Below are 23,829 nucleotides of genomic sequence, written 5' to 3' on the forward strand. Positions count from 1 at the left end.
GTTCTGGCCGATCGGTCGGCCGAACACGACGCGCTCCCGGGCATAGGCGGTGGCCTTGGCAATGAACCATTTGGCGTCGCCGACGCATTCCGACGCGATCAGGATGCGCTCGGCATTCATGCCGGACAGGATGTAGCGAAATCCCTTGCCTTCCTCGCCGATCAGGTTTTCCGCCGGCACCCGCATGTCGGTGAAGAACACCTCTGTCGTGGCGTGGTTCATCATGGTTCGGATCGGGCTGATGGTAAGCCCGTTGCCTTTTGCCGCCTTCATGTCGACGATGAATACCGAGAGGCCGTCGGTACGCTTCCTGGCCTCGTCCTTCGGCGTGGTGCGCGCCAGCAGGATCATCAGGTCGGAATATTCGGCGCGGCTGGTCCAGATCTTCTGGCCGTTGACGATGTAATCGCCATTGCCGTCGCGTTTCGCAAAGGTCTTCAACGACGAGGTATCGGTGCCGCTGGTCGGTTCGGTGACGCCGAAGGCCTGCAACCGCAGTTCGCCGCTCGCAACCTTCGGCAGGTACCTCGCCTTCTGCTCGTCGCTGCCGTGCCGCAGCAGGGTGCCCATGGTGTACATCTGGGCGTGGCAGCCGCCGCCGTTGCAGCCGGCGCGCTGGATTTCCTCGAGGATGGCGGCCGCGGCCGACAATTTCAGGCCGGCGCCGCCATATTCCTCGGGGATAAGGACCGACAGATAGCCGGCCTCCGTCAGCGCATCGACGAAGGCGGAAGGATACGCCATCTCGCGGTCGAGCTTGCGCCAGTATTCGCCGGGAAACTGGGCGCACAGCTTGGCGACCGCATCGCGGATATCGGCAAACTCGTCTTGTGGCTCGGTGGCGGTCATCTGAACCCGGCTGGTGGATCGAGGGCGCGCAGCAGCCCGCGGCGCGGTTGAAACCCTGGGCCGTGGATAGGCTGGTCGGAGCCGGCGATCAAGGCCGGTATATTCATGCGGGTATGCGTACCGGCAGCGACTCGATGCCCCGCACGAAGCTGGAATAGACCCGCTTCGGCTCGCCGACCACCTCGATCCTGTCGAACCGCTTCAGCATCTCCTGCCACACGATCTTGAGCTGCAGTTCGGCGAGCCGCATGCCGACGCAGCGGTGGATGCCGAAGCCGAACGACAGATGGGTGCGGGGCCGGGCGCGGTCGATGATGAACTGATCGGGATTGTCGATGCCATCCTCGTCGCGGTTGCCCGAAACGTACCACATCACGACGCGGTCGCCCTTCTTGATATGCTTGCCGCCGATCTCGGTATCGACCAGCGCGGTGCGCCGCATATGGGCCAGCGGCGTCTGCCAGCGGATCACCTCCGGCACCATGCTGTCGATCAGCTCCGGATTGTCGCGCAGCTTCTGATACTGGTCGGGGTGTTCATTCAGGGCCAGCACCGAGCCGCTCATGGTGTTGCGGGTGGTGTCGTTGCCGCCGACGATCAGCAGAATGATGTTGCCCATCAGATTGTCGGGGTCCATGTGCCGTGTGGCGTCGCTGTGTGCCATCATCGAGAGCAGGTCGTTACGCGGCGGCGAGTTGACGCGCTCGTTCCAGAGATTGGCGAAATACGCCCGGCATTCGTCCATTTCCTGGCGGCGCTGCTCCGGCGAACTGACGACACCGCTCTTCGGCAGCGCGGTCGCGACATCCGACCAGCGAGTCAGCTTGCGACGTTCCTCGAAAGGGAAATCGAACAGCGTCGCCAGCATCTGCGTCGTCAGTTCAATTGAGACCCGCTCGACGAAATTGAAGGTCTCGTTGTGCGGCAGATTGTCCAGCACCTTGATGCTGCGCTCGCGGATAAGCTTTGCGAGTTCGTCCAGATGCGTCGGCGTAAACATTGGCGACACCGTCTTGCGTTGTGTCGCATGCTTGGGCTGGTCCATCGCGATGAAGCTCGGCCAGTCATAGCCGACCGGCGCGTCGCGGATATTGATGCCGCCGAGTGCCGCGTCGGACGAGAAGATGCCGTGACTGGTGTCGACATGCATGATGTCGTTGTATTTGGTGACCGACCAGTATGGCTCGATCGGTGCGTTGGTGCAGTAATGCACCGGCTCTTCCTTGCGCAGCCGCTCGAACCATGGCCACAGCGTGTCGTTCTGGAACAGCCGTGGCGCGCCCGGGTGAAAATCCTTCAGTGGTGTGGAATAGGCCTCCTCGCGCGCCAGGCGCTGAAGCTCGGCCTTGTCGGTTCTCACGGCTGTCTGGATGTTCATCGTTGATCGATCCCAAAGGAATGTCGAAAAGGAGGTCGAAGCGTCAGCCGGCGATCCGCACCGGCAGGGTCTCGTAGCCCTTGACGAAGCTGGAATACACCCGCTTGGGCTCGCCGACCACCTCAATATTATCGAAGCGCTTGAGGATTTCCTCCCAGATGATCTTCAATTGCAGCTCGGCCAGCCGGATTCCGACGCAGCGATGAATTCCGAAGCCGAAGGAGATGTGGGTGCGCGGCCGCGCCCGGTCGATGATGAACTCGTAGGGGCGGTCGATGATTTCGTCGTCGCGGTTGCCCGAGACGTACCACATCACGACCTTGTCGCCTTTTTTGATCTGCTTGCCGCGGAACTCGATGTCCGCGAGCGCTGTCCGGCGCATATGCGCCAGCGGGGTCTGCCAGCGGATTACCTCCGGCACGAAGCTGTCGATCAGTTCGGGATTGGCGCGCAGCTTGCCGTACTGGTCCGGGTTCTTGCTCAGCGCATAGATGCTGCCCGACAGGGTGTTGCGGGTGGTATCGTTGCCGCCGACGATCAGCAGGATCAGGTTGCCGAGGAAATTCTTCGGGTCCATGTCGCGCGTGGCGTCGCTGTGCGCCATCATCGACAGCAGGTCGCTCTTCGGCGGCTGGTCGATGCGCTCCTTCCAGAGCCTTGCAAAATAGGTGGCGCATTCCAGGAGCTCGGCCTGGCGGTCTTCCTCGGTCGCGACCAGCCCGTCGGGGCCGGGCAGCGTGGTGGCGATGTCGGACCAGCGCGTCAGCTTGCGGCGGTCTTCCCAGGGGAAGTCGAACAGCACCGCCAGCATCTGCGTGGTCAGTTCGATCGAGACCTTGTCGACCCAGTCGAACACCTCGTTGACAGGGAGGTTGTCGAGGCATTCGGCCGACCGCTTGCGGATGTTGATCGCAAGCTGGTCGAGATGCGTCGGCGTGAACATCGGGGCCACGGTCTTGCGCTGCGCGGAGTGCCGCGGCTGATCCATCGCAATGAAGCTCTCGCGGCGAAAATCGGGAGGCACGTCGCGGATGGTGATGCCGCCGAGCGAAGCCGCCGACGAGAACACCGAATGGTTGGTCTCGATGTCCATGATGTCGTTGTATCTGGTCACCGACCAGTACGGCCCGAACATGCTGTCCCTGCAATAATGCACCGGGGCTTCCCGGCGCAGCCGGTCGAAATAGGGCCAGAAGGAGTCGGTCCGGAACAGTTCGGGCTGGCTGACATCGATATCGTCGAGCGGAACCGACCGGGCCTTGTCGGCGGCGGCCTTCCGGTGGGAATCCACGCCAGGATCGATTGTGCCGTGCATTTGACGTCTCCTCGTTTTCCCTCCGTGGTTAGGTCCGGAGGGTGTCGTTCGGGCGAATTACAGCCCGTCGCGCGCTGTGTGGCAAGGGCGAGTTTGGGAGCGAATTTGGCGCTTTTGGCCGCACGAAAGCACCGATCCGGCCAGAGCTTCTTCCCGGCGCGTTAGCCCCGTGACAAGCTGATGCGCAAGGAATAAGGCTGTGCACAACAAGCCGTCATCTGCCTGGAGGTCGCCGGACCATGATTCCCAACGCGCAACGAATGTTCAACTTCGATCTCGGCGAGACGGCGGATGCCATACGCGAAACCGTCCAGCAATTCTCGGCCAACGAGATCGCGCCGCGGGCCTCCGAGATCGACAGGAGCAATCAATTTCCCCGCGACCTCTGGCCCAAGCTCGGCGAACTCGGCCTCCACGGCATCACCGTCGAGGAAGAATATGGCGGAACGGGGCTCGGCTATCTCGAACACTGCATCGCGGTCGAGGAAATTTCGCGGGCGTCGGCCGCGGTCGGCCTGTCCTATGGCGCGCATTCGAACCTCTGTGTCAACCAGATCCGTCGCAATGGCAATGAGGCGCAGAAGCGGAAGTACCTGCCGAAGCTGATCTCGGGCGAGCATGTCGGCTCGCTGGCGATGTCGGAGCCCAACGCGGGCTCCGACGTGGTGTCGATGGCGACCCGCGCCGAGAAGAAGGGCGATCGCTACGTCATCAACGGCTCCAAGATGTGGATCACCAACGGTCCGGTGGCCGATACGCTGGTGGTCTATGCCAAGACGGACGCCGCGGCGGGGTCGCGCGGCATCACCGCCTTCATCATCGAAAAGGGCATGAAGGGATTCTCCACCGCGCAGAAGCTCGACAAGCTCGGCATGCGCGGGTCCGACACCTGCGAACTGGTGTTCGACAATTGCGAAGTGCCGGAGGAGAACGTGCTCAGCGACGTCGGCCGCGGCGTCAACGTCCTGATGTCCGGGCTCGATTACGAGCGTGCGGTGCTGGCGGCGGGCCCGATCGGCATCATGCAGGCCTGCATGGACGTGGTGCTGCCCTACATTCACGAGCGCAAGCAGTTCGGCCAGCCGATCGGCACCTTCCAGCTGGTGCAGGGCAAGGTCGCCGACATGTACACCACGATGAACGCCTCCCGTGCCTACGTCTACGCGGTGGCGAAGGCCTGCGACCGCGGCGAGACCACCCGCGAGGACGCCGCCGGCGCGATTCTCTACGCCGCCGAGAAGGCGACGCAATGCGCGCTCGACGCCATCCAGCTGCTCGGCGGCAACGGCTACATCAACGACTATCCGACGGGGCGGCTGCTGCGCGATGCCAAGCTCTACGAGATCGGCGCCGGCACCAGCGAAATCCGCCGCATGCTGATCGGACGGGAGCTGTTCGAGAAATCGGCGTAGCGGTGCAATGACGGTGGGTCACTCCGCCAGATTGTTCACTTTTTTCACCCAGACGCGCACATCGGCCAGCACTGCGGGCAGTACCTCCTTGACCTCCGCGACCGTCATGCCGGCCCTGACGCGCGGGTCGTACAGCAGGTTGAGGATGTACTGGTCGTAGATGCCGAAGAATCCCATCGAGACGTTGTCGTTGAACATGGTCCACGGCACCGACTCGGTATCGTTGATCGGCCCGAGCGATTGCAGCAACTCCTCATAGGCGCAGTCCAGGAAGATGAAATCGCCCTTGTCGACGGTCAGAATCACGTCGGAATGCTCGATCTCGAATTTCTCGTTCTTGCGAAAGCCGGACAGGCATTGCGGATCGAGCGAGCCGCGGATTTCGCGGGCTCGTTCGCGGCCGTAGAATTTGATGATGGTGCGGCCGACATCGCGGTCGCGCACCAGCTTGACCAGGACATTGGCGGCCTCGCCGGTCGCGGCCATCGCGATGTCCAGGTGCTGGACCCGTCTGGCGATGTCGGCGACGATTCTTGTCAGCTGCGCCTTGCGGTCGGAACGGTTGCCGTCGGCGAATACTCGCACCGGCGTCTGGTATTTCCGGATGCGGTCGACCCGTCCGGCGAGATGATATTCGGCGCCGAACGCGGTCTTGAGGAAGCCGTCGACGATCTGGCTGTCGGTGAAGGTCTTCTTTTCCGCGCGCTGGCGCGATGTGATCGCGGGAATTTCAGCCGTCGCGGACTGCGGCCAGACCACGGTGTCGCAGGCGAGCGCGGCCAGGGCGATTGCGAGCATTTTCCGGCGAGAAGATCGGTTCATCGCGATGACGCTGCCGCAATCGGCGCGAGCGCGCAAGGCGCGGACGCGTCGGCGCGGTGATCTGGCGGCGAGGTTCCGGCTGCCGAAAGCGGCTAGTTTCTGACGATCACCGTGGTGCCGACGGAGACGCGGCTGTACAGATCCTTGACGTCGTCATTGGTCATGCGGAAGCAGCCGGAGGAAACCGCCTGGCCGATCGTTTCCGGCTCGTTCGAACCGTGGATGCGATAAAGCGTCGAGCCCAGATACATCGCCCGTGCGCCCAGCGGATTGTCGGGGCCGCCGACCATGTGGCGCGGCAGATCGGGCCGTCGGCGAAGCATCTGCGCGGGCGGCGTCCAGCTCGGCCATTCCTTCTTCGCCGTAATGCGGTGGGTGCCCGACCAGCGGAAGCCGTCGCGGCCGACACCGATGCCGTAGGCTATCGCCTGGCCATTGCCGGTCACGAGGTAAAGCCGCCGCTCGGCGGTGTTGATATAGATGGTGCCGGGCGCGTACTGGCCCGAAAAATTGACCGTCTGTCGCCGGATCGGGCTTGAGCCGCCGCCGCGAAAACCGTCGCTGCCGCCCATGATATCGCGCATGTCGAACAGGCCCTGGGCCCGGGCGTGGCCGGCTCCGGCCAGCAAGGTCAGCGCCGCAAACAGCAAAGCAAAAGGCCTGATCATATTCTTCCTCTTGGAACAAATAGGTTTTCGTCGTCAGACAGGCCACAACTGGGGCGATTTCGCAAGCAACGAGGCCGTGAGCGCCCGATATTCGCAGATCGCCGTTACCGAAATAACACCGCGGCGTCAGGGCGATGGCAGCAATGTCCGCTGACCCTTTGACGAAACGCGCTGGGAATGATTGATCTTCAAGGAGATTTTTCAGGAAGCAGTACGAACGGGAGCAGAACGAATGAATGGTGCGGAAAGCCTGGTGCGGACATTGGTCGCAGGCGGCGTGGACGTCTGCTTTGCCAATCCCGGCACCTCGGAGATGCATTTTGTCGCGGCCCTCGACAGGGTTGAGGGCATGCGCTGCGTGCTCGGCCTTTTCGAAGGCGTGGTGACCGGCGCGGCCGATGGTTATTTCCGCATGAAGGGCTCGCCGGCTTCGACACTGCTGCATCTCGGACCCGGCCTCGCCAACGGGCTCGCCAATCTGCACAACGCCAAGAAGGCCAATTCCGGCATCGTCAACGTCGTCGGCCAGCATGCGACCTATCACATCGAATACAATGCGCCGCTGACCTCGGATATCGAAGGCCTGGCACGGCCGATGTCGTCCTGGGTGCGGACGTCGCCGGACGCCAAATCGGTTGCCCGGGACGGCGCCGCGGCAATTGCCGCCGCCAGCGGCGCGCCGCCCCAGGTCGCGACCCTGATCCTGCCCGCCGACACCGCCTGGAACGAGGCCGACGGCATCGCGCAGGTGCCGGCGGAGTCGCAGCGCCAGAGCTACTCCCCGCAGGCCGTCGACAACGCAGCCAAAGTGCTGCGCGGCGGCGAACAGACCTTGCTGCTGATCTCGGGCAGTGCCGTCACCGAGAAGGGGCTGGTGCTGGCGGCGCAAATTGCCGGCAAGACCGGTTGCAAGGTGATGGGTCCGCTGGCCAGTCCGCGAATGGCACGGGGACGCGGGCGGTTTTCGGTCGAGCGGGTGCCTTACGTGATCGAACAGGCGCTGGCGGCGCTGAAGGGCTTTCGACACATCGTGCTGGTCGAGGCCAACGATCCCGTGGCGTTCTTCGCCTATCCGAACAAGCCGAGCCTGCTCAAGCCCGAGGGTTGCGAGGTCCATCGCATGACCGAGGCCGGCGAGAACTCGGTGGCGGCGCTGGAGGCGCTGGCCTCGGCGCTGGGCGCCAAGCCGGCCGACGTCAAGCCGCAGGCCTCGGTCGAACTGGTCAAGCCGACCGGCGCCCTGAACCACATGTCGATCGCCCAGGCGATCGCGGCGGCGGTTCCGGAAAACGCCATCCTGGTCGACGAATCCATCACGACCGGGCGCGGCTTCTTCCCGCTGACGGCAGGCGCCGCGCAGCACGACTGGATCCAGAATCTCGGCGGTTCCATCGGCTATTCGACGCCGGTGGCGACCGGGGCCGCGGTGGCCTGCCCGGACCGCAAGGTGATCTGCATGGTCGGAGACGGCAGCGCGATGTACACGCTGCAATCGCTGTGGACCCAGGCCCGCGAGGGCCTCAATGTGCTGACCATCGTGTTCGCCAACCGGATCTACCAGATCCTGCGCGGCGAATTCGACGGCGTCGGCGCCGGCGAACCCGGCCAGCGCGCCCAGGACATGCTGAAGATCGACCGCCCGACGCTCGACTGGGTCGCGCTCGCCAAGGGCATGGGTGTTCCCGGCCGCGCCGTCACCACCGCCGACGAGTTCAACAAGGCCCTGGCGGAAGCCATCGCCGAGCAGGGGCCGCGGTTGATCGAGGTGCAGATCTAGCGGCGGCTGGCGGCAGGAATGAACTTGTCATTCCGGTGCGATGCGAAGCATCGAACCCGGAATCTCGAGGTTCCCCGGTGCGCGATTGCGCACCTGTGGTCTGGTGCTGGCGCACCATGCCGGTGACGATGTTGTGTTCGTTGCGGAGGCCACATGCAGACCGAGCTGAACAAGGTTGTAGCCGCGCTGCAGGAATTCTACGCCCGCGAGACGTACCTGTTCGCCCGGGATCTCGGCGAACGGACGCTGACACATCGGCTGGCGGTGTACCTCGAAAAGCAGTTTTCGGGATGGGAGACCGATTGCGATTACAACCGGCTCGGCGAGCGCAGGCTGCGGCTGCCGCACGGTTCGATCGTCTCGACCGACGATGATCTGGGAAAGTCGGTTTATCCCGATATCGTCGTGCACCAGCGCGAGATCCCCAACAACCTGCTCGCCGTCGAGGTGCGGAAGGCTTCCAACCATCAGCCGCCGGAACACGACCGGCACAAGCTGCAGGTGCTGACCGATCCGCATCTGTGGTTCGCCTACGCGATCGGGATCTATCTCGTGCTCGGCAAGAAGAGTGCGGTCGCCGATGTTTATGTCGGCGGCGCGATCGAGCCGCGATCGTCTGATTTTCTGTCGCGGCAATTGAAGGATCTCGGCCTCGGCGGCTGAACGTCGCCGCCGCCGGTTGACCTCGCTGCGGCTAGCGCGCCACTACCGCGAAACTGGCGCGATGTCGGCGGCCCCAACCGGATCTTCGGTCCTGATTTCGCCCAGCCAGTGCATGTTCGGAAGGCCCGCAGCGGCGTTGCGCAGGTTGGCCAGCGAGATTCGCAAGGCGGCCAGGTCGATCGGCTTCGGAAAGCTCTGCAGGATTCTGATGTCAAGTCGTTTCGCCAGAGCGCGCGATGCGCTGCGGCTGCGGGCGTCCATGCCGCTTATGACAATGACTGGAACCTGGCATCCCGATTGCGCCATCTGGCCCAGGACACCTGCTCCGTCGCCGTCTTCGAGCGACAGATCCAGTGTGACACATGAGAAATTTTCGAGCCGCAGGCGCTCGATCGCCTCCGAACAGGACTTCGCCTGCGCCGCTTCATATCCGGCAGTCTCGGCGGCGCGCACGATGAGCTTGCCCAGAACCGGATCATCTTCGATCACCAGCAGGCGTTGCACGTCGATGACGCCTGCCGGCTTTGCGTTGAGCTTGCTGGGCTCGTGGAAGGTCTGGGCATTGATGTTTTTCACTGAACCGGTTTCCGTTGGAGGCGAGTTCGTTTTCAGCATGCTATCGGCGGCGAGATTTGTCCCGTCGGAAGGAACATTGCGGAACGGTGACCGGTGATGTCGTCGTGCCACCGGACCATCCACCGCGCGACCCGCTCGATCTTCAGGGAAGGCGCAAAAAGGTACCCCTGGCCCGTATCGCACCCGGCAGCCCGCAGTTTCGCCAGCGCATGCGGATTGTCGATTCCCTCCGCGACGACAGTCATTCCGAATGCCCTTGCCAGACCGATGGAAGCCTGGACGATTTTTATCATGTCCTGATCTCGGTCGCAGTTCCTGGCGAAGGATTGGTCGATCTTCAGTTCACTGAACGGAAGCCTTGCCAGCGCCGCGAGCGAAGAAAACCCCGTGCCGAAATCGTCGATGGACGCACCGATTCCCTTGATGCGCAGCCGCAGCAGGATATCCATGGCGCGTTCGACGTCCGACATGGCGACGCTTTCCGTGACTTCCACGATGAGGGCTTGCGGCGCGACGCCGTGCTCGTTCAGGGCGCTCTCGATCCGTTCCGGAAGCAGGAGATCGTTCAGAAGCGATCCCGAGATGTTGACGGCGACGGTAAAGCCCGGGTTCTTGTTGACCACCCTTCGGATGTCGCCGACGGCGAGGGACAGTATGCGACAAGTCAGGTCTGGCATCAGGCCGAGCTGCTCGGCCAGAGGGATGAACAGCGCGGGCGATACCATACCGAACTCGGGCATATGCCAGCGTGCCAGAGCCTCGACGCCGACGACGCGGCCCGTTTGCAGCTCGACTTTCGGCTGGAATTCCACGAAGAATTCGTTGCGTGACAGTGCTGCCAGAATCCGTTCGCGGTCGATCGCAGGGCTGGCTGCCTCGCCTGCCGGATTGGAGCGGCCATGAGCCGGCAGCAAGAGCGCTTCGCGCAGCTTGTCCAGTTCGAGAGGCTTGGTCAGACAGCGGGTCAGGGACAGTTTGAGAGCCTGGCCGACCCGCCTGGTCGCGTTGAGGATGCGTTCGTCGCAACCGCTGATGATCACGACGGGCATGGCGTTGAGCTTCAGTTCGGCCAACAACCGCAGCAATTCGACGCCGTCGCGTTCGCCGAGCGACAGGTCGAGGGTCATGATGTCGAACGATTTGGTGCGCAGCTGCGCGGAAGCATCCTCGAACGTGGAGACTGTCACCGTGTCATAGCCGAGCTTTGCCCCCGTCATTCCGATGACCGTACGCTGCACGACATCATCGTCGACGACCAGCATCCTGCCTCTGATATCTTCCGTCCGCCGTGCGATCTCTCTCACGTCGTCGCCCCCCTGTCTGGATTCATCAGGTTGTCCAGCGCAAATTGCCTGGTCGAGTCGAATGCCCGTCGCAGACTGCAAATGCGATCCTCGAGGGTCGCCGGCGCCATCGTCTCCACGGCGGCCTCGATCTCGATGGCGAGCCTGGACAAGTCCATGAAGCCGAAGGTCGCGGCCGAGCTCTTGATCGAGTGAACCTCGCGCTTGCTTGCGGACCGGGTCAGGTGACCGGCTTCCAGCCGCGCCACGCGGTCTGCCGTATCCGCCAGGAATACGTTCAACACTTCGGCCATGTCGGCCGAGCCGAGTTCGGCGCCGAGTTCATCGTAGACGGCCTGATCGAAGGAGAAATTCCCGTTCATGCCATTATTCCTTCCTGATCCGCCGTTGAATTGACGCGGAGCAAAGCCGCGCTGAGCCGGTCCCGGGTCACCGGCTTGGTGACGAAGTCGTTCATGCCGGCGGCGGCGCAGGCGACTGCGTCCTGATTGGCCGCGTTGGCTGTCAATGCAATGATGTACGTATCGCGCGCGGGCGGCGGCAGGCGCCGTATGGTGCGGGTGGCGAGCAGGCCGTCCATCTCGGGCATCATCATGTCCATCAGGACCAGGTCGTAGTGCCGGCTCTGGACCGCGGCGACGGCTTGCACACCGTTCTCGACCACGTCCGGCATGTAGCCGAGCTTTTCCAGAAGCTTGCGGATCACGAACTGGTTGGTCGGATTATCCTCCGCAACGAGTATTCGCAGCGGCTCCGTGTGTCTTGCGACCGCGGTTTCCATCTGGCTGGGTAGCGCCGACGCCAGCGACGGCACGACCTGCGCGTGGTCTCCTTCCAGGTCCTGCTCAAGCTGCGGTTTCACCAGAACCGAAAACTGAAACCGGCTTCCCTTTCCGATGGTGCTTTGGGCGGAAATATCGCCTCCCATGCAGGCGACCAGGCGTTTGCAGATCGCCAGGCCGAGGCCGGTCCCGCCAAACCGGCGGGAGATCGAGTTGTCGACCTGGGAGAATTCACGGAACAGCATGCCGATCGCGTCGGTTGGAATGCCGACGCCGGTGTCGGTAACCTTGAAGATCAGACGAATGGAATCGCTTTCCGTCGTTTCGGCGTCGACTTCGACGTGAACGAATCCGGACTGGGTGAACTTGATGGCATTTCCAACCAGGTTGAACAGCACCTGGCGCACGCGGGCGGGATCTCCGACGACGATTTCCGGAACGTTGTCGCCGACCGTTGACGTCAGCAGCAGTCCCTTCTCCCTCGCGCGGATCATCAGCAGGTCGATGGTGGCCGAAACCGGCCGGCGCGGCTGAAACTCGACGTGCTCGATCTCCAGCCTGTCGGCGTCGAGCTTCGAAAAGTCGAGAACGTCGTTGAGGATCTGCAGGAGGTAGTCGGCGGACTCTCGCAATGTCGTGGCGATTTTCTTCTGTTCGGCCTGGAGGTCGCCCGCCGCCAGCAGGTCGGCCAGTCCGATTACGCCGTTCATCGGCGTGCGGATCTCATGGCTCATCATCGCGAGAAATTGCGAGCGGGCGCGCGTGCCTGCTTCGGCAGCGTCGAGGGCTTTTGCCAGCCCGGTCTCATGGCGGAAGATCAGGACCGATATCATCCCGATGACGGCGCTGAGCAGTATCGCAACCATCAGGTCCTTGTCGCGATCTCGCTGATACGTGGCAAACACCTCTTCCGAGGCCTGTCCGACCACGACGATCAGTGGATATTCCTTGACCTTCCGGAAGGCGAAGATGCGCTCGACCCCATCGACGTTGCTGCGGCCGGTGAACGAACCGCGCTCCTGCCGCGCGACGCGGGTCATCAGCGGGCTTCCGGCCATCGAGGCGCCCACCGCGCTCGGACCGAGCGCAGCGCGAGCGCGGATGATGCCGTCGAGCCCGACCAGCGCCACGGAGCCCTTTTTGCCGATCTCGATCGAATTGTAGAACTGCGAGAGATAGGCAGGATCCAGCGAAACGACCACTACGCCGCCGAACGATCCGTCCTGCGCCAGGATGCGGCGCGTCAACTGGATCGACCATTTGTTGGATACCCGGCCCCGGATCGGCCGGCTGATGAACAGAAAGTCCTCGGTGCTCTCGGCATGAACCCTGAAATGTTCCCGGTCGCGCAGGTCGAGCCCCTTGATGGTCTCGTCGATGTTGCTCGTGATCATGATGCCGTCTTTTCCGATCAGCACGACCTGAAACGCGAAGTCCGACAGGAACTGGCTGTTCCTGGACCACAGCGACATGTCGAAATTGGCCGGATCCCTGGCATAGGAGTCGCGAACGTAGAGCAGGGTCTGGTCCGCGGCCTTGATCGAGCGATTGATCTGTTCTTCGAACGCGCTCACGAGATTGAAGTTGTTCAGTCGCGCGGCTTGTTCGATGCGGCTCCGCTCGTCCGCGACGCCGTAGAAAATGCCGCCCCAGACCAGCGTGATGGCGAAGAGGCCGATCAGCGCGCTGCCATGCTGCCCGATCAGGCGTGACGCCCGATCGAGGCCGTCCGTCAGCCGGCCGCCCAGTTGGATCGTTTGCTGTTCGAGATCAGGCATGTTTTCTCACCCGACCCAGCGCTACAGCAAGCGAATGGAAGATGCGTAAAACCTGATATGAATAATCCGGACTGGCGTTGACTAACGATTAGTCATCGCCGTTCGATGTCGGTATAATTACGGAGAGCCGGCGCTGCGGATGCGACCCCGCGGTCCAGGGAAAATCCACCCAGATGACACAGCCCGGGAAGGTCGGACCCGTCGAGGCAAATCTGTTTGACATAGACGAACGGCACCCTCGTCGATTTCCAGCGCGCCATTGGTTCGGCGTTTACGAGGTATGCGCATCTCGCGGCCGGCGACCGTGCCGCCTGCAATCCTGGTGGCGGCAAGCCGTTTTGTCGAAGCCGATCGGCATTTCCTGGCGGATTCGCCGCGTCGGAACGAACAGGAGAGCATCTAGCGGTGAGTTGCGGGCGCCGTGCTGGTAGATGTTCCCTTAGTCCCATGGTCGATCGGCGATGCGGGGTGCCGCGACGCACGATTCCCACCAGGCTGTCCCTCGAGACGTTCCCGCCCCATACGTGCGGCTTCCTTTTTCTTGATCGCGACGTAACGGTCGGTCTGGTTGGCGATCATCTTCCAGCTACGGGTCAGGCTGGTCAGGATCGTGGCTTCGGCCCCGCTCTGTGATAGCAGCATGAGACGATGACATTCATCGGCCTGGATTCGGCACCGGTCCGCATGATCCATGTCTACGCCCTTGCTCGCGCTTCAACTGGGAGATGTCTATTTCCTGCAGGCAGGTCCTGTCTGCCCGAAAGCAGGCTTAGGAGGAAACTTGGATGCAACAGGTCCGCCGTGCATGACTTCATGGAGCAAGGTCCGTCCCATCAGCGCGATCCTGTTCGACAAGGACGGCACCCTCGTCGATTTTGCGCGCAGCTTCGGTCCGGCGGTTCACGAGGTCATGCAGCATCTCGCGGGCGGCGACCGCGCTGCTTACCGTCGTCTCGCGGAAGCCAGCCGTTATGTCGAAGCCGATCGGCGGTTCCTGCCGGATTCTCCGCTGATCGCCGAGCCGACGGGCGTCTATGGCGCGCTGTGGGCCGCGGCGCTCGGGCGGCCTGCGAATGCCGCGTTCTTTGCCGAGATCGACCGGCTGCTGGGCGATGCGACGACCCGGCATCTGGCCGCGATCGGCAATCCCAAAGCGCTGCTGGAGGTGCTCGCCGCCCGGGGCTATCGGCTCGGATTGCTGACCAATGACGCCGAAATGACCGCTCGCGCTCACCTGCGCAAGCTGGGGCTGGACGAGGTTATGGAGTTCGTTGCCGGATATGATTCCGGTTTCGGCGCCAAGCCGGACCCCGGGCCGGTTCTCGCCTTCGCGCGCGCCGTTGGCGTCCCCGTTTCGAAAACCGCCGTCGTCGGAGATTCCGTGCTCGACCTCGCCGCCGCCCGCGCCGCCGGGGCCATCGCCATCGGCGTCCTCACCGGCCCCGCGTCATCCGCGGTGCTGGCGCCGCATGCCGATGCGCTGCTCGTCTCGCCGGCCGAATTGCCCGCGTGGCTCGCCAGTCGCTGACTCTGTTCGAACAATTGCGCGCGGTCGAAAGCGCGGCTATGCGCCGCTCGCGATATCATTGAGAGTTGCGACGACGATGCTGTGGTCCGACAGGCCGTCCGAGGGGAAAACGGAAATGTTCACGTCCAGCGCGACGGATGAGCAGAAGAAATCGATCGGCGGCCTGCCATATTCATCGCCGAAGGTCCCTCGGTCGCTCGAATGGCAATGGGGCAGCGCCTCCCTGATAGCGGCAAGATCGCTGCTCGACGGCCCCGCGTTGAAATCGCCGCACAGGATCAGCGGTCCCTGCGCTGCCAGCGGTCGCAGCATGCCCGCGATCTTCTCCGCCTGCGATCGCCGCATGGCGGACAACTCCCAATCCCCGGCGGTGGCGAGATGGGTATTGCCGATGGACAGCGGCCGCTGCAGCGGCAGCGCCGCAACCTGCAGGATACGCGGCTCATATTCGACGTTGACGACCGATCCGGTGCCCGGCGGACCCAACTGGAACATGGCCGTTCGCGACAACGGAATTCGGGATGCGATGGCGAGCCCGAAATATTGTCCGGTTCCGTGGCTCACCTCTTCGGGGACGAGGGCGGGCGCGAAATACCAGCAATAGCCGGATGTGTTTCCTTCGCCCCCGCCGAACAGGACCGGCAGGCCGACCGCGGGATCGAGCGCCACCTCCTGCAACGCACATAGATCGACGTCCAGTTCCGCGAGCTTGGCCGCCACCGCATCGTAGTCCCTGTTCGACGCAATATTCCAGGTGGCTATTCGGAGGGGCTTGCTGCTCACGGCGGCTCCACATTGGCTGACAGGCGACGGCCTGTGATGGCGGGTGAGGTACGCCGCAGGCGGATTCTGTTCCCGGCTTAACCACTGGCCAGCACGCGGCGGCGGGCGCAAGACCGGGCGCGGAGCGCCCACGCATATTTTGCCGGATGGCAGGGGGCGATGATCCGATCCCGCCGTACCGGCCGTGCTGCAACGCGAAAGAAGGCTTTGCACCGCAGTCAGGCAGGAAGGCGTCGCAGCACGGGAACCCGCGGCGTCCGGCGCCGTTGTTCCACTTGAACGGTTCTTTCGTTTGAACCTCGGGCCGCTGGCGCAGACCTAATCACCAGAGGCCAACCCCAGGAGGCGTTGATGACCCACTGGCACGACACGATGGTGGACAGGCCGCAATCCGACGGTGCGGTTTACGCGACGGGCTGGACGATTTCCGGTCTGGCGGTGCTCGGTACCGTCATTGCGGTCTGGCTGCTCGGGATCTGATCGTTGATCCCGGGGGCGACACCACGTCCTAAACGGACACACCGCGCAGATGGAGCTCCGGGTAAATTGGAGCCAGTCGCGACCCGAGATCGCTTACCTGCAAAGACCGGTCGATCAGATCGTTGAACGCCTTGATGTTCGCGGGCGAAAAGTAATTTGCCCAGGTCCCGACGTGACCGGTCCATCCGTTCGGGTACTTTTCCGAGGGACCCTTGCGCTCGCCGGACGCCGCCTCGTGCTCGAACACGTGGACCAGGTAGTCCATCAAATCGGCGTCAGGCTCTGTCCCGCGGATAAACCGGCACATGTCCGCTGCGACAAGCTCGAAATCGCCGACGATATCCTCGTAGCGAAGCAGGCGTCCCTGTACCGGTCGCGCTTGCCTGAAGTGATCGGACCAGTCTGCCATCCAATTCAGTGTGCAGAGGAGGTAGCCGCACTCTATGAGAGTTCCTATCGCTTGATCCGGCGATCCGTCGAAGGTGTCGAGCGGAATAACGGAGCCGGCAAAATTTGGCTGCGGCTCTTGTTTGAATGAGTCGCGCGGTTTGCTCGATCGCATATGACAGGCAAAGCCAGCCAGATGGTCAGCTGGATGGCGCAACATCGCCACGTATTTGCAGCCGGACCGCTGAAGAAAGTCAGCATCGACTGGGGCGTGATGCTTCAGTACGCCGCCGGTTGGAAAGTACTTCAATAGGTCCATCGATGGCGGCAAGAACGCCATCCGCGGATTGCCTCGTAGAGGCACATCCTTGATCGTTTCGGGGTGCGGCCGACTATCGGAGCTGCGGATCGCGTCCAGAACGAGCCACATAAGCGACGATCCGGACTTCATCATCGCCGAAACGTAAATGAACTGACCCACCCTTGAGGATTCCTTCTTCAGTGGCGACCCTACCAAAGCGAAAGGAGGGCGCCAAGCCTGTCAATCGAGAGTCTGAATGCGAGTGTCCGGTAAATGCGGATTCCATTGTGGTCATCGTAGAGGTCCGCGAGCGCGACCGATCGCGGCAGTTGGGAGCGCGGGCCGTATTTCTCTCCGCTCCGAAAGCCGGCGGTGGTGGATCGCCGAAACCATCAGCGGGCGGTCGCGCCGACTACGGCGCAGCCAAAGCCTGCGCCGGTTTTTGGTATTCAATAACCTTGCTGACCTCGTCTGCCGAGCCCAATACCATGCCAACCCTCTGATGCAGACCATCTGGCACTATGTCCATGATCCGGCGCGCGCCACCATCTGTAGCGAGACCGCCCGCCTGCTCAACGAGGAAGGCAATGGGGTTCGCCTCATACATCAAACGCAGCTTTCCCGACCGCATGTTGGCTCGACTGTCTGATGGATAGAGAAACACACCGCCTCGCGTCAGCACACGATGCACGTCGCCAACCATCGACCCCATCCAGCGCATATTGAAATCCGCGCCGCGAGGGCCATCCTTGCCTGCCACCAGGTCCCCGATGTAGCTCGCGACGCCGGGATTCCAGAACCGCTGATTTGCCATACTGATAGCAAATTCGCGTGTGCTCGGCGGAATTGTCATGCGCTCTGCCGTCTGGACCCATGACCCCATCTCGCGATCCAGAGAAAAGGCATAAACGCCAGTGCCGACGGACAGCACCAGCAGCGTCTGCGGTCCGTAGATGGCGTAGCCTGCGGCTACCTGACGAGAGCCCGGCTGAAGAAAGTCAGCCTCCGTCACGTCCCGTCCGGAAGCGTTTTCCGGCGCCTTGAGAACAGAGAATATGGTGCCGACCACGCCATTCACGTCAATGTTGCTCGAACCGTCGATCGGATCATACACCAGAAGATATTCGCCTTTTGGAAGCCGGTAAGGGATGGGATGGATCGCTTCCATCTCCTCGGATGCCAGAGCGGCGAGATGACCGCCCCACTCGTTGGCTTCAAGGAGAATATCATTCGAGATCACATCCAGTTGCTTCTGGACCTCGCCCTGGATGTTCTCGCGATTCATCGAGCCCAGCAGGCCGGTGATGGCGCCCTTGTTGATCGTATGGCCAATAACCTTACATGCGCGCGCTACAACCTCGATCAGCAGCCGCAATTGAGCCGGCATCGCGTTTTCCAGGCGCTGCTGCTCAACTAGAAACTGCGTCAAGGATTTTCGCATTGGTTTCTCCCGATCCGGTGGGTCAAGGAGGCCTATCAAGAACGGACGGGGGAGAACAAGTCCCGGGTTTTCTCGGCTTATTGCTGTCGAGTTTTGCAAAGCCCCTGCCAAAGCGAGGCTGGTTCCCAAGTGCAAGAGGCACCGATGGTGGACGCACAAGGGATCGAACCTTGGACCTCTCCCGTGTGAAGGGAACGCTCTCCCGCTGAGCTATGCGTCCGGGATTGTCGTGCCAAATCAAGGGCCGGCAGACAGACGGCGGATCGGAAGCGACACGCCGTCAGAGCCCGCGATTTACGAAGTGCGGGGCACCGGTGTCAAGCTAATCGGGCCGGATCCGAAGGGAATGATCAGCCCGGCTGGCGGGCGCGGGAGGCGTGGGACTGCAGCGCCCGGATGCGTTCGGCAAGCGTGCCGCCGCCCTCGGAGATGCCGGTATTGGTGCCGGCGTCATTGGCGGGTTTGACTGGCCTCGGCGGCGGCGCCGGTTCCGCGGCCAGCATGGCCTCGATCGGCGAATTCGGGCCCTCCAGCTGCATAGCCAGCTTTGCCACTTCGGCGGCGATGTCGTTGATGCGCTCGCGCAGCAGTGCATTTTCCATGCGCTCGGTCGCCCACGAACTTTCGGCCTGCTGCTGGATCGCGTTGAGGTCGCGCTGCAGCTTGGCGCGCTCGTCGCGCGCGACGCGAAGCTGTTCCTCGACGGCCGCCTTCTCGGATTTGAGCTTTTCCAGCGCCGGCCCCTTGCCGCTGTTGGCGGCGGCGAGTTCGTCCTGCAGCGATTTGGCGAGGCCCTCGGCGGCTTCCCTGGCCTGGCGCAGCTGGTTGTTCTCGAAATCGCGCTCGGCCAGCAGCTTGCCCTGGGTGGCGAGCCGGGCTTCCAGGTCATTGACGCGGTTGCCGAGCATTTCGGCTTCCTTGACCTGCAGGATCAACTGACGGTCGAGATCGGTGACGCGCTGGCTCAAATTCTCGACGCGGCCGCGCGCCTCGACCAGTTCGCGTGTCGCCTTCTCGAAATCGCTGCGTTCCTGTTCGAGCCGGATCTGCGTGGCGGAGAAATCCTTTTCGGCTTCGCCGACGCGGCTCCTGAGTGCCTCGATCTGCGCGCGCACCGTCACCAGCTCGACCTGGCGACTGTCCGCCGTCATCGAGCGGTCGGACAGTTCGGCGTTGATCTTCACCAGTTCGAGCTGCTTGTCCTTCAGCGCCTGCTCGGCGTCGCGCAGCGATTCGGTCTTGGCGGTGAATTCCTCTTCTGTCGCCCGCAGCTGTTCCTTGACCGCCTTCTCGCGCGCCTCGAGCGAAAAGATCGTGGCGTTCTTTTCGCCGAGCTCCAGCTTCATGCGGTTGATCGCATCGGATTTCTTGCCGAGTTCGGCGAGCTGGCTGGTGGTCTTGTTCTTGAGCTGGTCGACGCTCATCTCGAGCCGGCGCGCCGACATGGCGAATTCCGCGCGCAGCTGGTCCTTGTCGGCCTGGATCTCGGCCATCGACAGCGGCGTCGCCGCCTCCAGCCGCCTTGTCGTCAGCCGCACCGCGCGGTTATGAACCAGCGGCACGATCATCAGCCCGAACAGCATCGAGACCAGAAAACCGATCGCCAGATACATGATCGGCTCGATCATGAGGGTACCCCTGCGAGAAAAAAAATATGTCTCACAATGCCATGGGGCACAGGGTAAACGCCAGCCTAATGCCGCGTTAACGTGAATCCGTAACCAGAATCACCGATGCCAGGTGTCGGCGTCAGAACGGGTTCCATGTCGCCCGCGGGGTATACTTCAAATAGCCGATATTGGCGCCGAGCCGCAGGCCGATACCGGAGCGGATCGGCACCAGCACAATGTTGTTGGCGGTCAGCGCGGTCATGCCGAAGCCGCCGATGATGTAGGCGGATCCGTCGATGCCGCCGAATCGCTGATAGATCGCGTTGGTCGCAGGCAGATTGTAGACCAGCGTCATGGTGCGCGCGCCGTCGCCGCCCCAGTCGAAGCCGACCGACGGTCCCTGCCAGTACACCTTCAGGTCGCCCGCATTCTTGGTGTAGAGCGTGCCCTCGCCGTATCTCAGGCCCGCGACGAAGGCGCCCGAGCCTTCCTCGCCGAGTACGTAGCCGTTCGGCAGGCCCCATTGGCTCACTGCGCGTTCGATCACGGAGGCGAGACCGCGGGATACGTTGCCGAAAAACTTGTGCCCGGCATTGAGCAGTTCGTCGGGCCCATAGGTCTGGGGGGTCGGCTGCCGCTGCGGCGGCGGCGCCTGCTGGTATTGCGGCTGCGGCGGTGGCAACGGCTGCTGCGCGGCAACGGGCACGGTCCCGCACATCAGCGCGACGAGCGCCACCGCGGCAAGGCGTGATGCGAATATCATAAAGAACCCCTGGGTATCGAATCCCGCCCGCCGCCTTAACCTGATGCCAACAGGCACGGCTCTAGGTTGCGTCGAGTGTCCCCCGACTCGGATGTTATCGGCACCAACTATGACGGCAGAACGGCAGGAAAGAAATGGTGACGGCCCTCGAACGGGCTTCCGCCCCGGAATAGCCTTGATCGGCTTGCTGGCAGGCCTCGTTGCCGCCTTTGCCGCGCTGGCGGGCGGGCCGTCGCCGGCGGCGGCCCAGACCACCGAGCGGGTGATCGTGAACCGCTACACCGGTCTTGCCATCGAGGGGTACGACCCCGTGGCCTATTTTACCGACGCCCGCGCCGAACCTGGCCGGCCGGATTTCGAGGCGTCGCACGCCGGGGCGGTCTGGCGATTCCGCAACGAGAGCAATCGGGCCTCGTTTGTCGCCTATCCCGGGATCTACGGCCCCCGGTTCGGCGGCTACGACCCGATCGATCTGGCCCGCGGCGTCACCTATGCCGGGAACCCCCGGTTATGGCTGATCGTGAATCAGCGGCTTTATTTGTTCGGCCGCGAGCAAAACCGCGATGTCTTCGCCGCCGATCCCGCGTCCGCCCTGCGGGAGGCCGATGCCCGCTGGCCGGCGCTGGAACAGGGACTGGCCCGGTAATGTTTGTCGTCATTCGGGGGCGCATCGACCGTGCGAACCCGGCTCTGGAGATTCCCAGGTGCGCAATTGCGCACCTGCCTTCTGGTCCTCTGGACCATCCGGGAATGACGAATTCAGCGGCCCGCCGCCGCCGCGGGATCGCCCCAGGCGATGAATTCCGGCACGAGAAAGCCGTCCCGCCCGCTGCCGAATTGCAGGGCCGCGCCGTTTCCATCCGTGATCCTGCCGCCGGCCGCGGTGACGACGGCGTGTCCCGCCGCGACATCCCATTCACTGGTCGGGGCGAGACGGGGATAGATGTCCGCCGCGCCTTCCGCCACCCGGCCCAGCTTCACCGCCGATCCCAGCATCTGGCGAACCGCGCCGGGCCTCGCCGCGATAAAGGCTTCCGTCCTGCTGTCGCCATGCGAGCGGCTGACGGCCGCAATCCAGGGGGTACCCGGCGCGGGATGCTTGCGGGTTCGGATCGGCTCGGCCGCTCCCAGCGACATATCGTCGACGGCCAGCCGCTCCGCTCCGCGCCCGACGATGCCGCGCCAGATCAGGCCGAGCGCCGGCGCGCCGATGATGCCGAGTAGCGGCGTACCGTTGGTCACCAGCGCCAGATTGACCGTGAATTCGTTGCGGCCGGCGACGAATTCCTTGGTGCCGTCGAGCGGATCGATCAGAAAGAAACTGCCGTGATAGGGCGGTTTGGCCGGATGGACGCGCTCCTCGGAGAGCGCAGGTATGTCGGGAGCCAGCCGCGCCAGCCCATCGCCGATGATCCGGTCGGCGGCGAGATCCGCCTCCGTGACCGGCGATCCGTCGAGCTTGCCGTCGATTTTCATCGCGGAACGGTTGACGGCGAGGATAGCGGCGCCGGCCCGGACCACCAGGTCGGTCAGGGGCCCCATCAGCGCGGCTGCGGCATCGCCGTCGATCATCGCTGCTGACGAGCTTGCCTCATTCATGGGCGTTTTCTTGGACTCGGGCCTTGGTTTGGGTGGGTCTCATCGTCAGTTCCGTTTTTCCAGCCGGTCCGCCCTTATATTGGCAGCCCGCGCATCCGCAGTGTATCAAGCCAGCAAGCATGCGTGATTCGCCATGTCCGCGTCTGTCACGGAATTCCCCAGGGAACACCTTATGTCTGGCACCACGACTCCCGGTCCCGCCCCCGACGCCCTCGAACTGGCGGCGCTGCTGTGTTCGCGGGTTTGCCATGATCTGATCAGTCCGGTCGGGGCCATCGTCAATGGGCTTGAGGTCCTCGACGACAATCCGAAGCCGGAAGATCGCGAATTCGCCCTCGATTTGATCCGCAAGAGCGCCAAGACCGCCTCGGCGCGGTTGCAATTCTGCCGCCTGGCGTTCGGGGCGGCCGGATCGGCGGGCGCCCAGATCGACCTCGGCGACGCGCAGGCCATGGCGCGCGGCCACCTTGAGGACGCCAAGACCAAGATCACGTGGAATTTGCCGCGTGTGCTGTTGCCGAAGAACCGGGTCAAGCTGCTGCTGAACATGATGGTGATCGCGCAGCAGACCATTCCGCGCGGCGGGGTGCTGACGGTCGATCAGGTCGGTGAGGGCGAAGCCATGGGCTTTCGCGTGGCGGCCGCCGGGCTCAACGCCCGCATGCCGCAGAATATCGCGGACATGCTGAGTTCGGTATCGACTTCCAGCATCGATGCTCATGCGGTGCAGCCTTATTATACGCGGCTGCTGGCGCAGGCCTGCGGGCTGAACGTGGTGCTCGCCCCCGAGGGCGAAGCGGTGGTCGTGACCGCCTCCTGAGCCTGCGCGCGTTCGCCGCCCTGGCGCGTCAACATGGTTAACCAGCGGTTTACGCATGCCGTCGGCTTCGGCGAAGCCGTCTTATCTCTTTGTTGAGCCCGTTCTTTTCCAATTGCTCAACCAATATTAAACGCTTTGCATGGAAGCTGGCCACATTCGAGAGGCGTGTCGAAATCGCGCGCCGTTGCGTCCGAAGGCCTGTTTCATGGATGATTTGTTGCGGGAGTTCCTGACCGAGACCAGCGAAAGCCTGGATACGGTCGATAATCAACTGGTGCGGTTCGAGCAGGATCCGAACAACGCCAGGATTCTCGATAACATCTTCCGGCTGGTTCACACCATCAAGGGCACCTGCGGCTTCCTTGGCCTGCCGCGTCTCGAAGCGCTGGCCCATGCCGGCGAGACGCTGATGGGCAAGTTCCGCGACGGAATGCCGGTCACTTCGGAAGCGGTCTCGCTCATCCTTGCCAGCATCGATCGCATCAAGGAGATTCTCGCGGGGCTCGAGGCCACCGAGGCCGAACCCGAAGGCACCGATCAGGATCTGATCGTTCAGCTCCAGGAACTGGTCGAGCGCGGCATGGCCGCGATGTCAGCGCAAGCTCCGCTTGTCGCGCCGGCGCAAGCTCCGCCTGTCGCGCCGGCTGAGCCAGCGCCTTCTGTCGCCGCTGCGCCCGCGATCGAGCAGGGCACCCTGGTGCCGCAGATACTGGAGCGGCAGTTGCGTCCCGGCGAAGTGTCGCTGGACGAGTTGGAGCGTGCGTTCCGGGACACCGCGATCGAGGTGGAGGCG

At 63.2% G+C, this 23,829-nt stretch carries 23 protein-coding genes and 1 tRNA gene; 8 read left to right on the forward strand and 16 right to left on the reverse strand.

Annotated elements, in window-relative coordinates:
* The 3 genes from Q8R73_RS09100 to Q8R73_RS09110 all read right to left on the reverse strand — a co-directional run.
* Positions 1 to 849, reverse strand: an 849-nt coding sequence (locus Q8R73_RS09100; RefSeq protein WP_305719213.1) for an acyl-CoA dehydrogenase family protein, incomplete at its 3' end; no start/stop codon positions are given.
* Between the two features lie 103 nt (positions 850 to 952).
* Positions 953 to 2,227 carry a cytochrome P450 gene (locus Q8R73_RS09105; RefSeq protein ID WP_305719214.1) on the reverse strand — a complete coding sequence of 425 codons (1,275 nt, stop codon included), beginning with the start codon at positions 2,225 to 2,227 and terminating at the stop codon, positions 953 to 955.
* A gap of 43 nt (positions 2,228 to 2,270) precedes the next feature.
* The gene (locus Q8R73_RS09110; protein WP_305719215.1) at positions 2,271 to 3,542 is read right to left on the reverse strand and encodes a cytochrome P450; all 1,272 of its coding nucleotides are present in this window, start codon (positions 3,540 to 3,542) and stop codon (positions 2,271 to 2,273) included.
* A gap of 239 nt (positions 3,543 to 3,781) precedes the next feature.
* Here Q8R73_RS09110 and Q8R73_RS09115 point away from each other — a divergent pair, with 239 nt between their 5' ends.
* A complete protein-coding gene (locus Q8R73_RS09115) occupies positions 3,782 to 4,954 on the forward strand; it encodes an isovaleryl-CoA dehydrogenase (RefSeq protein ID WP_305719216.1) in 1,173 nt (390 codons plus the stop codon).
* 18 nt (positions 4,955 to 4,972) lie between these two features.
* On the opposite strand, the gene Q8R73_RS09120 is transcribed toward Q8R73_RS09115, so the two are convergent.
* Positions 4,973 to 5,752: a DUF2927 domain-containing protein gene (locus Q8R73_RS09120; RefSeq protein ID WP_305719217.1), complete on the reverse strand. Its 780-nt coding sequence runs from the start codon at positions 5,750 to 5,752 to the stop codon at positions 4,973 to 4,975.
* A 116-nt stretch (positions 5,753 to 5,868) separates the two neighbouring features.
* On the reverse strand, positions 5,869 to 6,444 hold the full coding sequence (locus tag Q8R73_RS09125; protein ID WP_305719218.1) for a L,D-transpeptidase: 576 nt from the start codon (positions 6,442 to 6,444) through the stop codon (positions 5,869 to 5,871).
* Positions 6,445 to 6,676: 232 nt separating this feature from the next.
* Here Q8R73_RS09125 and Q8R73_RS09130 point away from each other — a divergent pair, with 232 nt between their 5' ends.
* Positions 6,677 to 8,221, forward strand: a complete 1,545-nt coding sequence (locus Q8R73_RS09130; RefSeq protein ID WP_305719219.1) for an acetolactate synthase large subunit — start codon at positions 6,677 to 6,679, stop codon at positions 8,219 to 8,221.
* Positions 8,222 to 8,374: 153 nt separating this feature from the next.
* On the forward strand, positions 8,375 to 8,884 hold the full coding sequence (locus Q8R73_RS09135) for a hypothetical protein (protein WP_305719220.1): 510 nt from the start codon (positions 8,375 to 8,377) through the stop codon (positions 8,882 to 8,884).
* Between the two features lie 42 nt (positions 8,885 to 8,926).
* On the opposite strand, the gene Q8R73_RS09140 is transcribed toward Q8R73_RS09135, so the two are convergent.
* Genes Q8R73_RS09140 through Q8R73_RS09155 form a run of 4 tightly spaced genes read right to left on the reverse strand, consistent with a single transcriptional unit; the run spans position 8,927 to position 13,324 of the window.
* On the reverse strand, positions 8,927 to 9,460 hold the full coding sequence (locus Q8R73_RS09140; protein ID WP_305719221.1) for a response regulator: 534 nt from the start codon (positions 9,458 to 9,460) through the stop codon (positions 8,927 to 8,929).
* 32 nt (positions 9,461 to 9,492) lie between these two features.
* Positions 9,493 to 10,845 (reverse strand): EAL domain-containing protein, encoded by a 1,353-nt coding sequence (locus Q8R73_RS09145; RefSeq protein WP_305719222.1) that lies wholly within the window; start codon positions 10,843 to 10,845, stop codon positions 9,493 to 9,495.
* Positions 10,761 to 11,126 carry an Hpt domain-containing protein gene (locus tag Q8R73_RS09150; RefSeq protein ID WP_305719223.1) on the reverse strand — a complete coding sequence of 122 codons (366 nt, stop codon included), beginning with the start codon at positions 11,124 to 11,126 and terminating at the stop codon, positions 10,761 to 10,763. Before Q8R73_RS09150 ends, Q8R73_RS09145 begins: the two co-directional genes overlap by 85 nt.
* Positions 11,123 to 13,324, reverse strand: a complete 2,202-nt coding sequence (locus Q8R73_RS09155; RefSeq protein WP_305719224.1) for a hybrid sensor histidine kinase/response regulator — start codon at positions 13,322 to 13,324, stop codon at positions 11,123 to 11,125. The genes Q8R73_RS09150 and Q8R73_RS09155 overlap by 4 nt, the downstream gene beginning before the upstream one ends.
* An 805-nt stretch (positions 13,325 to 14,129) precedes the next feature.
* On the opposite strand from Q8R73_RS09155, the gene Q8R73_RS09160 reads away from it, so the two are divergent.
* Positions 14,130 to 14,852 (forward strand): HAD family hydrolase, encoded by a 723-nt coding sequence (locus Q8R73_RS09160; protein ID WP_305719225.1) that lies wholly within the window; start codon positions 14,130 to 14,132, stop codon positions 14,850 to 14,852.
* A gap of 36 nt (positions 14,853 to 14,888) precedes the next feature.
* Here the strand turns inward: Q8R73_RS09160 and Q8R73_RS09165 are convergent, their stop codons facing one another.
* Complete coding sequence (locus Q8R73_RS09165) at positions 14,889 to 15,746, reverse strand: endonuclease/exonuclease/phosphatase family protein (protein ID WP_305719226.1); 858 nt, start codon at positions 15,744 to 15,746, stop codon at positions 14,889 to 14,891.
* A 240-nt stretch (positions 15,747 to 15,986) separates the two neighbouring features.
* On the opposite strand from Q8R73_RS09165, the gene Q8R73_RS09170 reads away from it, so the two are divergent.
* Positions 15,987 to 16,115 carry a hypothetical protein gene (locus Q8R73_RS09170; RefSeq protein ID WP_305719227.1) on the forward strand — a complete coding sequence of 43 codons (129 nt, stop codon included), beginning with the start codon at positions 15,987 to 15,989 and terminating at the stop codon, positions 16,113 to 16,115.
* Between the two features lie 28 nt (positions 16,116 to 16,143).
* Here the strand turns inward: Q8R73_RS09170 and Q8R73_RS09175 are convergent, their stop codons facing one another.
* The 5 genes from Q8R73_RS09175 to Q8R73_RS09195 all read right to left on the reverse strand — a co-directional run bounded on the left by Q8R73_RS09175 (position 16,144) and on the right by Q8R73_RS09195 (position 20,617).
* Positions 16,144 to 16,983: a sulfotransferase domain-containing protein gene (locus Q8R73_RS09175; RefSeq protein ID WP_305719228.1), complete on the reverse strand. Its 840-nt coding sequence runs from the start codon at positions 16,981 to 16,983 to the stop codon at positions 16,144 to 16,146.
* A gap of 232 nt (positions 16,984 to 17,215) precedes the next feature.
* The gene (locus tag Q8R73_RS09180) at positions 17,216 to 18,244 is read right to left on the reverse strand and encodes a class 1 fructose-bisphosphatase (RefSeq protein ID WP_305719229.1); all 1,029 of its coding nucleotides are present in this window, start codon (positions 18,242 to 18,244) and stop codon (positions 17,216 to 17,218) included.
* 145 nt (positions 18,245 to 18,389) lie between these two features.
* A tRNA-Val gene (locus Q8R73_RS09185) sits at positions 18,390 to 18,464 on the reverse strand.
* A 130-nt stretch (positions 18,465 to 18,594) separates the two neighbouring features.
* On the reverse strand, positions 18,595 to 19,872 hold the full coding sequence (locus tag Q8R73_RS09190; RefSeq protein ID WP_305719230.1) for a hypothetical protein: 1,278 nt from the start codon (positions 19,870 to 19,872) through the stop codon (positions 18,595 to 18,597).
* Between the two features lie 121 nt (positions 19,873 to 19,993).
* Positions 19,994 to 20,617, reverse strand: coding sequence for a DUF1134 domain-containing protein (locus Q8R73_RS09195; protein WP_305719231.1), 624 nt, complete (start codon positions 20,615 to 20,617; stop codon positions 19,994 to 19,996).
* A gap of 109 nt (positions 20,618 to 20,726) precedes the next feature.
* Between Q8R73_RS09195 and Q8R73_RS09200 the strand changes: the two genes are divergently transcribed.
* The gene (locus Q8R73_RS09200; RefSeq protein ID WP_305719232.1) at positions 20,727 to 21,263 is read left to right on the forward strand and encodes a YHS domain-containing (seleno)protein; all 537 of its coding nucleotides are present in this window, start codon (positions 20,727 to 20,729) and stop codon (positions 21,261 to 21,263) included.
* A gap of 113 nt (positions 21,264 to 21,376) precedes the next feature.
* Here the strand turns inward: Q8R73_RS09200 and Q8R73_RS09205 are convergent, their stop codons facing one another.
* Positions 21,377 to 22,216: a 3'(2'),5'-bisphosphate nucleotidase CysQ gene (locus Q8R73_RS09205; RefSeq protein WP_305719233.1), complete on the reverse strand. Its 840-nt coding sequence runs from the start codon at positions 22,214 to 22,216 to the stop codon at positions 21,377 to 21,379.
* Positions 22,217 to 22,388: 172 nt separating this feature from the next.
* On the opposite strand from Q8R73_RS09205, the gene chpT reads away from it, so the two are divergent.
* A complete protein-coding gene (gene chpT, locus Q8R73_RS09210; protein ID WP_305719234.1) occupies positions 22,389 to 23,036 on the forward strand; it encodes a histidine phosphotransferase ChpT in 648 nt (215 codons plus the stop codon).
* A 205-nt stretch (positions 23,037 to 23,241) separates the two neighbouring features.
* Positions 23,242 to 23,829, forward strand: a 588-nt coding sequence (locus Q8R73_RS09215) for an Hpt domain-containing protein (protein ID WP_305719235.1), incomplete at its 3' end; no start/stop codon positions are given.

Origin of the sequence: Bradyrhizobium sp. (genome assembly GCF_030697065.1) — a bacterium.
GTDB lineage: Bacteria > Pseudomonadota > Alphaproteobacteria > Rhizobiales > Xanthobacteraceae > Bradyrhizobium.